Origin of the sequence: Streptomyces nanhaiensis (assembly GCF_046614825.1) — a bacterium.
Classification (GTDB): domain Bacteria; phylum Actinomycetota; class Actinomycetes; order Streptomycetales; family Streptomycetaceae; genus Streptomyces; species Streptomyces radiopugnans.
The window spans coordinates 17,264-31,628 of sequence record NZ_JBKJFM010000060.1 but is presented as its reverse complement, the minus strand read 5'-3'; the positions used below and the strand labels follow the sequence as shown (position 1 = coordinate 31,628).

The 14,365-nt window shown below is 75.6% G+C and carries 10 protein-coding genes, 1 tRNA gene and 1 pseudogene; 5 read left to right on the top strand and 7 right to left on the bottom strand.

Annotated features, from left to right (window positions below):
• Positions 1–353 (bottom strand): annotated as a pseudogene (locus ACLIYP_RS15310) (hypothetical protein); the annotation flags it as partial.
• 201 nt (positions 354–554) lie between these two features.
• Here ACLIYP_RS15310 and ACLIYP_RS15305 point away from each other — a divergent pair.
• The 3 genes from ACLIYP_RS15305 (at position 555) to fdh (ending at position 6,175) form a co-directional block, all read left to right on the top strand.
• Entirely contained in the window at positions 555–1,610 is a 1,056-nt protein-coding gene (locus tag ACLIYP_RS15305; RefSeq protein ID WP_412713679.1) for a 4Fe-4S dicluster domain-containing protein, read from the top strand.
• Positions 1,611–1,627: 17 nt separating this feature from the next.
• Positions 1,628–2,758, top strand: coding sequence for an NrfD/PsrC family molybdoenzyme membrane anchor subunit (nrfD, locus tag ACLIYP_RS15300; RefSeq protein ID WP_412713678.1), 1,131 nt, complete (start codon positions 1,628–1,630; stop codon positions 2,756–2,758).
• A 153-nt stretch (positions 2,759–2,911) separates the two neighbouring features.
• Positions 2,912–6,175 (top strand): formate dehydrogenase, encoded by a 3,264-nt coding sequence (fdh, locus tag ACLIYP_RS15295; protein WP_412713677.1) that lies wholly within the window; start codon positions 2,912–2,914, stop codon positions 6,173–6,175.
• 41 nt (positions 6,176–6,216) lie between these two features.
• On the opposite strand, the gene selD is transcribed toward fdh, so the two are convergent.
• The gene (gene selD / locus ACLIYP_RS15290; protein ID WP_412713676.1) at positions 6,217–7,272 is read right to left on the bottom strand and encodes a selenide, water dikinase SelD; all 1,056 of its coding nucleotides are present in this window, start codon (positions 7,270–7,272) and stop codon (positions 6,217–6,219) included.
• A 147-nt stretch (positions 7,273–7,419) separates the two neighbouring features.
• Between selD and ACLIYP_RS15285 the strand changes: the two genes are divergently transcribed.
• Positions 7,420–7,512: transfer RNA gene (locus ACLIYP_RS15285), tRNA-Sec, on the top strand.
• Between the two features lie 204 nt (positions 7,513–7,716).
• Here ACLIYP_RS15285 and ACLIYP_RS15280 read toward each other — a convergent pair.
• The 4 genes from ACLIYP_RS15280 to selA all read right to left on the bottom strand — a co-directional run bounded on the left by ACLIYP_RS15280 (position 7,717) and on the right by selA (position 12,149).
• Positions 7,717–8,271 (bottom strand): DoxX family protein, encoded by a 555-nt coding sequence (locus tag ACLIYP_RS15280; protein ID WP_412713682.1) that lies wholly within the window; start codon positions 8,269–8,271, stop codon positions 7,717–7,719.
• A gap of 105 nt (positions 8,272–8,376) precedes the next feature.
• Entirely contained in the window at positions 8,377–8,808 is a 432-nt protein-coding gene (locus ACLIYP_RS15275; RefSeq protein WP_412713675.1) for a hypothetical protein, read from the bottom strand.
• A gap of 135 nt (positions 8,809–8,943) precedes the next feature.
• Positions 8,944–10,749, bottom strand: a complete 1,806-nt coding sequence (gene selB, locus ACLIYP_RS15270) for a selenocysteine-specific translation elongation factor (RefSeq protein WP_412713681.1) — start codon at positions 10,747–10,749, stop codon at positions 8,944–8,946.
• An 8-nt stretch (positions 10,750–10,757) separates the two neighbouring features.
• Positions 10,758–12,149, bottom strand: coding sequence for an L-seryl-tRNA(Sec) selenium transferase (gene selA, locus ACLIYP_RS15265; protein ID WP_412713674.1), 1,392 nt, complete (start codon positions 12,147–12,149; stop codon positions 10,758–10,760).
• A 334-nt stretch (positions 12,150–12,483) separates the two neighbouring features.
• On the opposite strand from selA, the gene ACLIYP_RS15260 reads away from it, so the two are divergent.
• On the top strand, positions 12,484–13,305 hold the full coding sequence (locus ACLIYP_RS15260; RefSeq protein WP_412713673.1) for a PhzF family phenazine biosynthesis protein: 822 nt from the start codon (positions 12,484–12,486) through the stop codon (positions 13,303–13,305).
• A 52-nt stretch (positions 13,306–13,357) separates the two neighbouring features.
• Here ACLIYP_RS15260 and ACLIYP_RS15255 read toward each other — a convergent pair whose 3' ends face one another.
• Complete coding sequence (locus tag ACLIYP_RS15255; protein ID WP_412713672.1) at positions 13,358–14,212, bottom strand: CPBP family intramembrane glutamic endopeptidase; 855 nt, start codon at positions 14,210–14,212, stop codon at positions 13,358–13,360.
• Positions 14,213–14,365: the final 153 nt, after the last annotated feature.

The window sequence follows — 14,365 nt, the reverse complement described above, 5'->3', positions numbered from 1 at the left end:
TCCGCGGCCGGGGAGCAGCCGGGAGCACCGGCCGGGGCGGCGGCCGGGGCGGCCCCGGCCTCCCCCGCCGCGCCCTCCACCGCCCGCTGCCAGCGCAGCCCGTATCCGATGCTGCGCTGCGCCAGATAGCCGAGCACCCGCGTCAGGCGCGCCGTGCCGCCCAGGGCCTCGCGCACGGTCTGGTCCGACTCGACCAGGCCGTGCAGCAGATGGGCGGTGTCGACATGCCGGTCTCCGGCCCGCCCGGCACGGCGGCGCGCGCTCGACAGCGCCGCCGCCGGCCCCGGGCCGAGCACGGCGCAGACCTCCGGTCTCCGGCCGGCCGTGGCCTGGCGGGACGTATGACTGTGCACGCTCCCCACCCCATCACCCCGCCCGCGCCCGGGCATCCGCGCCGAGGCCCATTCGCGCCTCCCCCCGCAGGCGGGGTGCCCGGCCCGCCGCCTCCTTCCGCGGACGGAGGAACGAACGGTCCCGTTTCGCCCGGCCGTCTTCCGGGGACCCGTGGACAGCACAGCCGCCGACGGGTGCACCGGAAGGGAGACAGTGGCTCCATGACCGACACCGCCGCACAGACCGGGGACACCGGGCCGTCCACCGCGGGGGGCCTGCTCCACGGCGCGCAGCCGGACGTGGCGGGTGCCGCGGGCCACCGCGACCACCCGCCACGTGTGGGCTTCTTCACCGACACCTCGGTCTGCATCGGATGCAAGGCGTGCGAGGTGGCGTGCAAGGAGTGGAACGCCGTGCCCGAGGACGGCCTGGAGCTGACCGGCATGTCCTACGACAACTCCCAGGGGCTGAGCGCCTCCACCTGGCGGCACGTGGCCTTCATCGAGCAGCGCAAGCCCCTGGGGAGCCAGGAGCCGGGTGTGGAGCGCGGCCCCGTCGGCGGTGCCGGCGGCACGGACGGCATGGGCGACTTCGACGTCTTCGCCGCCGCGGGGCGTCTGGGCGCCACGGTCCCCGAGCCGGGCGCCCCGGGGGCCGGGCCGGGCGCCCCCGCCGGCGAGATCTCCCCGCTCGCGCCCGACGGGCGCCCCGAACTGCGCTGGCTGATGGCCTCGGACGTGTGCAAGCACTGCACCCACGCGGCCTGCCTGGACGTGTGCCCCACGGGCTCGCTGTTCCGCACCGAGTTCGGCACCGTCGTCGTCCAGGAGGACATCTGCAACGGCTGCGGCTACTGCGTCCCGGCCTGCCCCTACGGGGTGATCGGCCAGCGCGAGGGCGACGGCCGCGCCTGGAAGTGCACCCTGTGCTACGACCGGCTGGGCGCGGGGATGGAGCCGGCCTGCGCCAAGGCGTGCCCCACCGACTCCATCCAGTTCGGCCCGCTGGACGAGCTGCGGGAGCGGGCCGCCGCCCGGGTCGCGCAACTGCACGCCGCCGGTGTGCCCGACGCCCGGCTGTACGGCGAGGACCCCGACGACGGCGTCGGCGGCGACGGCGCCTTCTTCCTGCTGCTGGACGAACCGGAGACCTACGGCCTGCCGCCCGACCCGGTGGTGACCACCCGTGACCTGCCGTCGATGTGGCGGCACGCGGCGGTGGCTGCGGCGGCGATGGCCGCCGGGGTGGCCGCCTGCTTCGCGGGCAGGCGCCGGTGAGCGCCCCGGAGCCAAACGTGCCGGAGGCCGGGCCCGGCGGGACGAGCGCATCCGGCAGCCCCGGAGGGGCGCAGAGCGACGGCGAGCGCCCCGGCCGGACGGCCGCGACCGGCCAGGGCGGCGGCAGGCACCGGCGCAGGCGCGGGCGCGGGGAGCGACCGGTCGTCCCCGAGGCCGAGTTCACCTCGTACTACGGCCTGCCGATCCTCAACCCGCCGACCTGGAAGACCCTCGACATCGCGGGCTACCTCTTCCTGGGCGGGCTGGCCGGGGGCTCCTCGCTGCTGGCCGCCGGGGCGCACGCCACCGGGCGCCGCGCCCTGGCCAGGTCGGCGAAGATCGGGGCGCTGGGGGCCGTCTCCGCCTCCACGGTGGCGCTGATCCACGACCTGGGCCGCCCCGGGCGCTTCTACAACATGCTGCGGGTCGCCAAGCCCACCTCGCCCATGAGCATGGGTTCCTGGCTCCTGGCCGCCTACGGCCCGCTCGCCGGGGTGTCCGCCGTCACCGAGGCGACCGGCCTCTTCCGGCGCTCCGGCGCCGCGGCCACCGCCGGCGCGGCGGTGCTGGGACCGGCCGTCGCCTCCTACACGGCCGTGCTGATCGCCGACACGGCCGTGCCGTCATGGCACGAGGGCTACCGCGAACTGCCCTTCGCCTTCACCGGTTCGGGGGTCGCCGCGGCCGCCGGGCTGGGCATGCTGGCCGCTCCGGTGGAGCAGGCCGGCCCGGCTCGCCGCGCCGCCGTCTTCGGGGCCGCGCTCGAACTGGGCGCCACCGCGGTGATGACCCGCCGCATGGGCCTGGCCGCCGAGCCGCTGGAGCGGGGCGGGCCCGGAGCCCTGATGCGCGTCTCGAAGGCCCTCACCGCGGCCGGCGCGGCCGCCGGGCTGCTGGCCGGGCGGCGCAGCCGGACGGCCGCGGCGCTCTCGGGAGCTGCCCTGCTGGCCGGTTCGGCGGCCCTGCGGTTCGGAGTCTTCACGGCGGGCGTGGCCTCCGCGGAGGACCCGAAGTACACGGTCCTGCCCCAGCGCGAACGGCTGCGGGCCCGGGCCCGGGAGCGCCGCCGCGCGACTTCCGGCGGCGAAGCGGGCGGTACCGGCGGAACGGACGGCGGGGGCGGCGAGGACGGTGGACCGGCGGCGTGAGCGCCGGTTCGGCCGGTCCGGGCGGTTTGGCGGGCGCGGCCCCGGGTACCCCGGAGAACCGGTGACAGGGTGGCCCGTGCCGTCCCCCGGCGGGGGACGGCACGGGCGGTCGCACCCAGGACCAGTGGCACGAGTTCAGCGAGGACGGCAGACGTGGGCATCCGAACCTGGATCAACTCCTGGCCGGTCTACCGGCAGCTCACCGGTGACGACCCGCTGGGCCGCGGTGCCGCGGCCCGGAGCGAGCACACCGCGAACCTGACGCCGCGGGTGGAGACCGCCGACAGGGTGGTGAAGTCCATCTGCCCCTACTGCGCGGTCGGCTGCGCCCAGAACGTCTACGTCGAGAACGGGAAGGTCACCCAGATCGAGGGCGACCCCGACTCCCCGGTCTCCCGGGGGCGGCTGTGCCCCAAGGGGTCGGCGAGCCTCCAGCTGACCACCGGATCCGCCCGTGCGAAGCACGTCCTGTACCGGCGCCCCCACGGCACCGAGTGGGAGCGGCTGGACCTGGACACGGCGATGGACATGATCGCCGACCGGGTGATCGAGGCGCGCCGGGCCGGCTGGCAGTGGGAGCACGAGGGCAAGCGGGTGCGGCGCACCATGGGCTTCGCCCACCTCGGCGGCGCGGCGCTCGACAACGAGGAGAACTACCTGATCAAGAAGCTGTTCACGGCGCTGGGCGCGGTGCAGATCGAGAATCAGGCCCGTATTTGACACTCCTCCACGGTCCCCAGTCTGGGGACCTCGTTCGGGCGCGGCGGCGCCAGCACCTTCCAGCAGGACCTGCAGAACTCGGACTGCATCGTCATCCAGGGTTCGAACATGGCCGAGTGCCACCCGGTGGGCTTCCAGTGGGTGATGGAGGCCAGGGCCCGCGGCGCGAAGGTGATCCACGTCGATCCGCGCTTCACCCGCACCAGCGCCATGTCCGACGTGCACGTGCCGCTGCGCGCGGGCAGTGACGTCGCGTTCCTGGGCGGGCTGGTCAACCACGTCCTGAGCAACGAGAAGTACTTCCGCGAGTACCTCCTGGCGTACACCAACGCCCCGGTGATCCTGCGGGAGGACTTCCGCGACACCGAGGACCTCGACGGCGTCTTCTCCGGCCTGGACCCGCGGGAGCGGATCTACGACGCGAGCACCTGGCAGTACGAGGGGATGACGACGCAGGCGGCCTCCGGCCACCGGGAGGAGCACTACCCGAAGATCACCACCGACAGCGAGAGCGAGATCTCCCACGAGGCCCGCGGCGAGTCCCACGGCTCCGGCGGGCCCGCCATCGGTGAGGGCGTGCCGCGCCGGGACGAGACGCTCTCCCACCCGCGCTGCGTCTTCCAGGTGCTCAAGCGGCACTTCTCCCGCTACACCCCGGAGATGGTGGAGAAGGCCTGCGGGGTGCCGCGCGACCTGTTCGAGAAGGTCTGCGAGCTGGTCACCGAGAACTCGGGCCGGGACCGCACCACGGCGATCGCCTACGCCGTCGGCTGGACCCAGCACACCACCGGTGTCCAGAACATCCGCGCCGCCGCGATCCTGCAGACCCTGCTGGGGAACATGGGACGGCCGGGCGGCGGCATCCTGGCCCTGCGCGGCCACGCCTCCATCCAGGGCTCCAGCGACATCCCGACGCTCTTCAACCTGCTGCCCGGGTACATCCCTATGCCGCACTCCCACACCGGCGAGGACCTCGACATGTTCATCGAGGCCGAGGCTGCGGACAAGGGCTACTGGGGCCACATGCGGGACTACATGGTGAGCCTGCTCAAGGCCTACTGGGGGGACGCGGCGACCGCGGACAACGACTTCTGCTTCGACCACCTGCCGCGCCTGACCGGTTCGCACAGCACCTACGACACCGTCCAGCAGCAGCTGGACGGTGTGTGCCGGGGCTACTTCCTGATGGGCGAGAACCCCGCGGTCGGCTCGGCCAACGCCAGGCTGCAGCGGCTGGGCATGGCCAACCTGGACTGGCTGGTGGTGCGGGACTTCTCCCTGATCGAGAGCGCCACCTGGTGGAAGGACGGACCGGAGATCGAGTCGGGCGAGCTGCGCACCGAGGACATCGGCACCGAGGTGTTCTTCCTGCCGGCGGCCTCGCACACCGAGAAGGACGGCAGCTTCACCAACACCCAGCGCATGGTCCAGTGGCACTACCAGGCGGTGGAGCCGGAGGGCGAGGCCCGCAGCGACCTGTGGTTCATGTACCACCTGGGCCGGATCATCCGGCGGAAGCTGGCCGGCTCCACCGAGGAGATGGACCGTCCCGTCCTGGATCTGACCTGGGACTACCCGGTCAGGGGCGAGACCGCCGAGCCGGACGCCGAGGCCGTGCTCGCCGAGATCAACGGCTTCGACGCCGAGGGCAGGCCGCTGTCGTCCTACACCCAGCTGAAGGACGACGGATCCACCTCCAGCGGCTGCTGGATCTACTGCGGCGTCTACGCCGACGGCGTCAACCAGGCGGCCCGCCGCAAGCCGGGCGGCGAGCAGAACTGGGTCGCCCCCGAGTGGGCGTGGGCGTGGCCCGCCAACCGGCGGATCCTGTACAACCGGGCCTCGGCCGATCCCGAGGGCAGGCCGTGGAGCGAGCGCAAGGCGCTGGTGTGGTGGGACGCGGACCGTGGGGAGTGGACCGGCCACGACGTCCCTGACTTCCCGGCAACCAGGCCTCCCGACCACGTACCGCCGGAGGGAGCCAGGGGCGCCGAGGCGCTGTCGGGCACGGACGCCTTCATCATGCAGGCGGACGGCAAGGCGTGGCTGTACGTGCCCACGGGGCTGATGGACGGGCCGCTGCCGGCGCACTACGAGCCGCAGGAGTCGCCGTTCACCAACCCCCTCTACGGCCGGCAGCGCAACCCGGTGCGGGAGTTCCTGGTGCGGCACCCGTACAACCGTTTCCAGCCCAGCGGCGCGGAGCCGGGCTCGGATGTCTTCCCGTACGTGGTCACCACCTACCGGCTCACCGAGCACCACACCGCGGGCGGCATGTCCCGCTGGCAGCCGTATCTGGCCGAGCTCCAGCCGGAGTTCTTCTGCGAGGTCTCGCCGGAGCTGGCGGCCGAGCGGGGACTGGAGCACCTGGGCTGGGCGACGGTGGTCAGCGCCCGGACCGCGATCGAGGCGCGGGTGCTGGTGACCGACCGGATGTCACCGATCCGGGTCCAGGGCCGGACGCTGCACCAGATCGGGCTCCCCTACCACTGGGGGCCCAACGGCTACACGCGAGGGGACGCCGCCAACGAACTGCTCCACCTGGCCGTGGACCCCAATGTGCACATCCAGGAGACCAAGGCGCTGGCGTGCGACATCCGTCCCGGCCGCAGGCCGCGCGGGCCGGCCCTGCTGGACCTGGTGCGCGAGTACCGGGTGCGGGCGGGCATCACCGAGGAGACCGGTACGCAGATGTGACGTGCCGTCGGCTCGGTCCCGCCCGCGCCGGCGGCGCCCCGTCAGCGGATCACCAGCGCGTGCCCGCCGGCCGCGGTCAGCTCGCCGATCACGGGCGCGCCGGGGATCTCCCCCGCCACCAGCAGGCCGCCGGAGGTCTGGGCGTCGGCCAGCAGCAGCCGGGTGTGCTCGTCGGCGGAGCCGAAGTCGGTGTGCGGGGCGACCCAGTCGAGGTTGCGGCGGGTGCCGCCGCTGACGTAGCCGTCGCGGACCGCCTCCCGCGCTCCGTCCAGGTAGGGGACGGCCGATGAGTCCACCACGGCGGTCACCCCCGAGGCGCGCGCCATCTTGTACAGGTGGCCCAGCAGCCCGAAGCCGGTGACGTCCGTGGCGCACCGCGCTCCTACCGCCAGGGCCGCCTCCGCGGCGTCCCGGTTGAGGGCCGCCATGGTCTCCACCGCGTGCCCGAAGAACTCGCCGGTGGCCTTGTGCCGGTTGTTGAGCACGCCCAGGCCCAGCGGCTTGGTCAGCGACAGCGGCACCCCCGGCCGCCCGGCGTCGTTGCGCAGCAGCCTGTCCGGGTCGGCGATCCCGGTGACGGCCATGCCGTACTTGGGCTCGACGTCGTCGACGCTGTGGCCGCCGCCGACGTGGCAGCCCGCCTGCCCGGCGACCTCCAGCCCGCCTCTGAGCACCTCCCGCGCCAGCTCGAACGGCAGCTTCCCGCGCGGCCAGCCCAGCAGGTTCACCGCCACCAGGGGGCGGCCGCCCATGGCGTACACGTCCGACAGCGCGTTGGCGGCGGCGATGCGCCCCCAGTGGTAGGGGTCGTCCACCACGGGGGTGAAGAAGTCGGCGGTGGCGACGACGGCGGGCCCACCCTCCGGCCCGGGCAGGCGTACGGCGGCCGCGTCGTCGCCGGTGTCCAGCCCGACCAGCAGTTCTCCGGCGGGTTCGGCCGCGGGCCGGATCCCCGTCAGCCCGGCCACGGCGTCCTCGAGTTCGCCGGGCGGGATCTTGCAGGCGCAGCCGCCGCCGTGCGCGTACCGGGTCAGCCGTACGGGCGCGTCCACCGCGCCGCTGTCCCGGTGGCCGTCCGTCTCGTTCCGGGTGTACATCGCGATCCCCTCTCACCGGCCCGTGCCGGGCGTCGCGGCACTGACTGCCCCGCCGCCACCGGCCGAAACGCCGCAGGAGGAGATTGACTCCCTCCGGGCACGGGCGTTTGGATGATCCACGTCAGGGCACGAGTGCTCCGGCGGCATGGAGGCGTAAGGGTGCCTGGTGGCCCTCCCGGTCTTCAAAACCGAGGTGCCCGAGGATCTCGGGCAGGTGGGTTCGATTCCCATCCGCCTCCGCCGGCCGCCCACCGGGCCGGCGGAGCGCCGCCGCTCACCGCTTCCGTGTGCCCTCCCCGGTTCCTGTTCGGCCGCCGGCCCCGGCGCCTCGCCCGGTGGTTCCTCCTCGCTCGGCCGGCACCCCTCGATGCAGGAGCGCAGAAGCGCCGCGCCGGCTCCCCGTGTCCCGTGCCGAACGCCCGCTCAGGAGCGGTTCCGGCGCCGTCAGTCCGGCAGCGGGCCCGCGCCGGGAGGCGTCGCCTGCTCCGGTCCGCCGCCGAGCGCGCCCGCCCGGCGGCGCAGGACGGCGGCGGCCGCCGCGGTGCTCGCCGCGAAGGCGGCGGCCATCACCCAGGGGCGGTTGAGGCGGTGGCCCAGCGCGTGATCCAGTGAGTGTCGCCCCGGGCCGGTGATGCTCAGGCAGGTGGCGACGAACCCCAGGAAGGCCGGGTACTCGTAACCGCCCTCGGTGACGAAGAAGCCCGCCGGGGCGTGGACCGACACCGCGCCCGTCATGGTCCCCGCGACCGCCGCTCCCGCGGCCGGCGTGGCCAGGCCCAGGGCCAGCAGCACGCCGCCGCCGGCCTCGGCGAGCCCTGCGGTGAGCGCGCTGGTCCTGCCGGGGGTGAAGCCCATGTACTCCATGGCCTCCCGGGTGCCCTCCAGGCCGTGCCCGCCGAACCAGCCGAAGAGCTTCTGGGCGCCGTGCGCGAACAGGACACCGCCCGCGCCCGCTCTGAGGACGAGCAGTCCCAGGTCACCGCGGTCGATCGGGGGCATGGGCATGAAGATCACCTCTCCGGGGTCGGTCGCCCTCCCCAGCCTCACCGCTACCCGGTCCTGCCACCACCTCCCGGGCCCGTTCGGGGCAGCCGCGGGCCGGCTTCAGAGCACGGCGCGCCACAGGGCGATGACGGCTGCGGCCACCGCGGCGACCACCGAGGCGGCCAGGACCAGCAGCAGGAGCAGGATCACCCCCGTCAGGACGCCCGCGAGCGCGCGGGTGGCACGGCTGCGCTCCGAGCGGGCCGAACGGGTGCGTTCCCCGAGCCCGGTGCGCTCCCCGCGCCGTACGGACCGGCCGCGGTCGCCGTGCTCGTCGCACACGGCGACGGCCAGGGCCGCGAGGTAGCGCAGCCGCTCCGGGGGGAGCGGCTCGACCAGTTCCGGGCCCAGTTGCCGTTCGACCGCCACGACACGGGGGTCCCCGTCGTTGATGAGCCTGCGCGCACGCGTACCGGTTCTTCCGCCGATCGCGCCGCCCGACCGGTGGTCGGACCGGTCGCCGCGGTGGTGGTCGGGCTGGTGGTCGGACATCGGCAAGCCCCCTCCTCGCGCTGATGCTTCGCGCAGGGAGCGTAGTGGGCCGCCGCGGCCGGCGGGGCGGCACGGTGCGTTCCGCTCCTCTCCAGTCGTCTCCCGCCGCCGCACCGGGTGCCGCCGCCCGGTCCGTCAGCCGCCCGGTGCGTCGGCCGCCCGGCCGGCCGGAGGCCCGCAGCGCCGCCGGGTGTTGTCCAGGCGGACCGTCAGACCGCGTGCGTCCAGGTGCTCCAGCAGGGGGATCACGACCCGGCGCGTGGTGTCCAGGGCGCGGCGCGCCTCGCTGGTGGTGAAGGGCTGCTCCAGCCGGGCCAGCAGTCCGGCGGCCCGGGTGTCGGCGCCGGGCAGCAGCACGATCCCGTCGCCGACCCGGAGCAGTTCGCCCGCGGCGACGGCGGCGGCGACCGCGCCGGGGGTGAGGCCGAGTTCCGCCAGCCGGTGCGCCTCCGGGGCGCGGAAGGGCGCGGTGCGCAGTTCGGCGCGTACCGCGTCCACCGCCCCGCGCACCCGCGGCGGCAACCGGGGACGTGCGGCGCTGCCGTAGACCCGGCCGTCGCGGTACTCCAGTCCAGGCCGGGGCGCGGCGTCCACCAGGGCCCGGACGAGGGCGCGTTCGGGCAGGCCGAGGGCGCGGCGGGCGGCCTCGGCGGACAGCCCCGGGTCCATCGGCTGCCGGGCCGCGTGCTCCTCCACCGCCCGCACCAGCGCACGCCGCAGCCCGGCCCAGTGGCCGGGGTCGGCGAGCCAGTCGCCGGCGACGGGTTCGTACAGGGGGCGCACTCCCATCGCCAGCAGTTCGGCGCCCCGCACCAGACCCCGGCGCCGCACCTGGGCAGCGCCGTCCGGTGCGCCGGTGGCCGTCTCCAGCTCCCGGGCCCTGGCCCGTCCCGCACCGCGCCGCTCCAGCCGGGGCGGGCGGACGTCGAGCACGGTGACCCCGGCGGGAATCCGGTGCCTGCCCGGGTCCCGCAGCAGCGCCACGTCGCCCACCCGCAGCGGCAGCGGGCGCTCCAGGGTCAGGCGGGCGGTCTGCGTCCCCAGCGGCCGGACGGCGGCGGGGACGGCGGCGGAGCCGGCGTGCAGCACCAGGTTCCGGGGCAGGTCGGCCGCCGGGTCGCCGTGCAGCCGTACGTCCAGCAGGCCGGTGGTGAGCCAGCGGTCCGGGGTGAGCAGGGCCTCGCCGCGCCGCAGCGCGTCGGCCCCGGCGCCGTGCACGTTGACCGCGACGCGGGCGACCGCGCCCACCTCCTCGCGGTCCTCCTTGAGGGACTGCAGTCCGCGCACGCGGACCACCGCCCTGCCGTCGGAGGCGAGGGCGAGGCGGTCGCCGGCGCGGACCGTGCCCGCGGCGAGAGTGCCGGTCACCACGGTGCCGCGGCCGCGCACGGTGAAGGAGCGGTCCACCCACAGGCGTACGTCGGCGGCCCGGTCGGGCTCGGGCAGCGCGGCGGTCAGCCGGACCAGGGCGGCGCGCAGCTCCTCCAGCCCCGCACCGGTGACGGCGCTGACGGGCACGGCCTCGACCTTGCCCAGCGAGGTCCCGGCGATCCTGGCGAGCGCGTCGTCGCGGACCGGACCGGGGTCGGCGAGATCGGCGCGGGTGACGGCGAGTACGCCGTGCCGCACCCGCAGCGCGTCCAGGACGGCGAGGTGCTCCTCGGACTGCGGCTGCCAGCCCTGGTCGGCGGCGACGGCGATCAGGACGGCGGGCACCGGCCCGACTCCGGCCAGCATGTTGCCGACCAGCTTCTCGTGGCCGGGCACGTCGACGAAGGCGACCTGCCCGGCGCCGGGCAGGGAGGTCCACACGAAGCCCAGGTCGAGGGTGAGGCCGCGGCGGCGCTCCTCCTCCCAGCGGTCGGGCTCCATACCGGTCAGCGCGCGTACGAGGGTCGACTTGCCGTGGTCGACGTGGCCGGCGGTGGCGATGACGTGCACCTCCCCGCTCACCCCTCTCCCCGGTCGTTCGCGGCGGCCTTGGCCGCCCGCCGTACGGCCTCCGCCACATCGGCGTCCCGCTCCGGCGGGACGGTGCGCAGGTCGACCAGGCACCGCCCGCCCTCCACCCGTCCCAGGACGGCGGGTTCGCCCAGCCGCAGGGGCCCGGCGTACTCCTCGGGCAGCGCCACCGCCGCACTGGGCAGCGTGACGCCGGGCGCCCCTCCCCCGCCGACGGCGGCCTCGCTGTCCACTGCGCGTGCGTCGACGTCCGCGCCGCGCAGTTCGGCGGCGAGGCGGTCGGCGCGTGCCCTCAGATCCCCGGGGCCGGCGTGGAGCATGGCGCGGACGGGGGCGGCGGGGCCCCGCACCGTGGCCTCCAGCGCCGCCAGCGTCAGCTTGTCCACCCGCAGCGCTCGGGCCAGCGGGTGGCGGGCCAGGCGCCGCACCAGGCCGGCCCGGCCCAGGAGCAGGCCGCACTGCGGGCCGCCGAGCAGTTTGTCGCCGCTTGCGGTGACCAGGGACGCGCCCGCGCGCAGCCAGCCGGAGGCGTCCGGCTCGTCCGGAAGCACCGGTTCGGGGCGCAGCAGCCCGGAGCCGATGTCGGCGACGACGGGGATGCCGGGAGGGCAGAGCCGGGCCAGTTCGGCGACGGAGGCCGACCGGGTGAACCCGGTGATGCGGAAGTTGGAGGGGTGCACCTTCAGCACGAAACCGGTGTCGGGGCCGATCGCCGCCGCGTAGTCCTCGGCACGGGTGCGGTTGGTGGTGCCTACCTCGCGCAGCCGGGCGCCGGTGGACACCAGCAGGTCGGGCAGGCGGAAGCCGTCGCCGATCTCGACCATCTCGCCCCGGCTGACGACGATCTCCTTCCCCGCCGCGAGCGCGGTCGCGGCCAGGACGAGGGCGGCGGCTCCGTTGCCCACCACATGGGCGGCCTCGGCGTGCGGCACCGCCTCGCGCAGGGCTTCCAGGGCGGAGGCGCCGCGCCGGGATCGGGCGCCGGTGGCCAGGTCGAGTTCCACGTCGGTGAAGCCGCAGGCGGCGTCCACCGCCTCCCTGGCGGCCTGCGACAGCGGGGCCCGGCCCAGGTTGGTGTGGAGCAGCACGCCGGTGGCGTTGACCACCGGCCGCAGCCCACCGGCGGTCAAAGGCAGCGCCCCGGCCGCGGCGTCGGCGACGGACTCCGGGGGGATCTCACCGCTCCGGGCGCGCTCCAGCGCCCGGACGACCGCGCTCTTCACCAGGGCGCGCCCCAGGCGCCGGGCGGCCTCGGTCAACCTGGGGTCGGAGAGCACCACGTCCGTACGGGGGATCCGGCGCCGCACGTCGGCCGGGGGAGCCTTCCCGGCATGCGTGTCCGCGGCCTGTGCGTCCGCCGTCTCGGTGTCGCGGTCCATCCGGTGGCCTCCTGGTGGGACGCGGTACGGGTACGGGCCCGGCCGGCCGCCGTCCGTCCGGCCACCGTCCGTCCGTACGCGCGGCGCGGCTGCGCAGGGACGGACGGCGGTTCCGGCGCGGCGCGGGACGTCGGCCAGGATAGGCGCGCGGCGGCCCCGCACCGTGGTGCCGCACCGCCGCGCACCGCGTCCTGGCGCGTGCCCGCCCCTTCCCCGGTCACTCCCCGCAGCCGCCTGCGGCGGTCCCCGGACCGCCCGGCAACCGGGTACCGGGGGGCCACCCGAGCGCCATTGGCCGTGGCCGGTGCCGCCCGGGCCTTCTAGGCTGCCGATCATGAGGATTCGTATCGTCGACGCCTTCACCGGCCGGCCCTTCGCGGGCAACCCCGCCGCCGTCGTGCTCCTGGACTCCGGGCCGTTCCCCGGTGACGACCGGCTCCAGCGGCTCGCCGCCGAGGTCAATCTCTCCGAGACCGCCTACGCCCGCCCACTGCCCGAGAGCTCCGAGGCCGACTGGGCACTGCGCTGGTTCACCCCCGTCACCGAGGTCAACCTCTGCGGCCACGCCACGCTCGCCACCGCCCATGTGCTGCGCTCCACCGGCGCGGCGGCCGGCACCATCCGGTTCGCCACCCGCAGCGGCATCCTCACCGCCGAGGCGGCCGCCGACGGCTCGATCACCCTGGACTTCCCCACCGCCCCGCTCACCGAGATCCCCGTGGGCGAGGACGTCCGCGCGGCCCTGGGCGCCGATGTGCTCTCCGCCCACGACACCGGACCCGACATCGGCGACCTGCTGGTCGAAGTGGCCGACGAGAAGACCGTGCGCACCCTGGCCCCAGACCTGGCCGCCTTGGCGCGGCTGGGCCACCGGGGCGTCATCGTCACCGCGCGGGCCTCGGACGAGGGCGGGGCGTACGACTACGTGTCGCGCTTCTTCGGTCCGGCCGTCGGCATCGACGAGGACCCGGTCACCGGCAGCGCCCACACCGCGCTCGCGCCCCTGTGGTCGGGCCGGCTGGGCCGCGACCGCCTCACCGGTCTCCAGGCGTCGGCCCGCACCGGCCTGGTGCGCACCACCCTGCGCGGCGACCGCACCCTGCTGACGGGGGAGGCCGTGACCGTCATCGACGGGGAGCTGCTCGCCGGGCCGTGAGCCGGCGCGCTCGTAGCCGTACCACCGGACGGGGGCGGGCCGCGGACGGCCGTCAGCCCGTGGGCAGCCAGTCCACCCGGCCCGCCAGCAGCGCGTACCCGACGAACGCCACGATGTCGATCAGGGCGTGCGCGGCGACCAGCGGGCCGACCCGCCCCCACCGCCGGTACAGCCACACGAAGATCACCCCCATCACCACGTTGCCGACGAACCCGCCGATCCCCTGGTAGAGGTGGTACGACCCGCGCAGCAGTGAGCTGGCGGCCAGCGCCGCCACCGGGCTCCACCCCAACTGGTCCAGCCTGCGCAGCAGGTAGCCGACGACGATGACCTCCTCCACCACGGAGTTCTGGATCGCCGAGGCGATCAGCACCGGGATCTTCCACCACACGTCCGGCAGCGACTCGGGCACCACCGTGAGGTTGAAGCCGCTCGCCCTCGCTCCCAGGTAGAGCAGCAGACCGCTGCCTCCGATCCCGGCGGCGACCACCGCGCCCCGGCCCAGGTCGGACCAGGGACGGCGCAGGTCGAAGCCGATCCTGCCCAGCCCCGGCCCGCTTCCGGTGCCGCTCCCCGGCCCCTCGCGCGTCAGGAGGTGGGCGACGAGCAGGACCGGCACCAGGGCGGTGGCGATGCCGAACAGCTGCCAGGCCAGGTCCAGCCAGGGCCGGTCGGGGGCGTACGAGCCGTTGAGCCGGGCCGCCTGGTCCTTCAGCCCGCCCGGCCGGGTCAGCGACCCGACGAAGCTGATGAGCGCCGACAGGGCGCTCGCGCCCAGCGACAGCGCCAGCACCAGCAGCGTCTCGCGGCCCAGCACCCGCCTGCCGGGCGTACCGTCTCCGCCTCCCGGTTCCGGCTCCCGTCCTCGCCCCGGTCCGTGTTCCTCGTCGCGCACGCCCGCTCGCACCCTGCCTCCCGCTGTGCCGTTCGTCCGTTCCCCGGACATGGAACGACACAGCCTGCCCCACCGCTCCCGCCCTCCGGCGGCGGGCCCGGCCAAGGGCGGCGAGGCGGGGGGGCAGAGGGCGGGGCCCGGGGGCGCGCGGTGCGGGCCCCCGGG

What these genes read in the sequence shown, in the direction of transcription:
- ACLIYP_RS15275 (WP_412713675.1), bottom strand. Translation starts at nt 8,808, where the DNA reads ATGTCCGACCACCAGCCCGACCACCACCGCGGCGACCGGTCCGACCAC.
- ACLIYP_RS15305 (WP_412713679.1), top strand. Translation starts at nt 555, where the DNA reads ATGACCGACACCGCCGCACAGACCGGGGACACCGGGCCGTCCACCGCG.
- selD (WP_412713676.1), bottom strand. Translation starts at nt 7,272, where the DNA reads ATGTACACCCGGAACGAGACGGACGGCCACCGGGACAGCGGCGCGGTG.
- ACLIYP_RS15280 (WP_412713682.1), bottom strand. Translation starts at nt 8,271, where the DNA reads ATGCCCCCGATCGACCGCGGTGACCTGGGACTGCTCGTCCTCAGAGCG.
- selA (WP_412713674.1), bottom strand. Translation starts at nt 12,149, where the DNA reads ATGGACCGCGACACCGAGACGGCGGACGCACAGGCCGCGGACACGCAT.
- ACLIYP_RS15260 (WP_412713673.1), top strand. Translation starts at nt 12,484, where the DNA reads ATGAGGATTCGTATCGTCGACGCCTTCACCGGCCGGCCCTTCGCGGGC.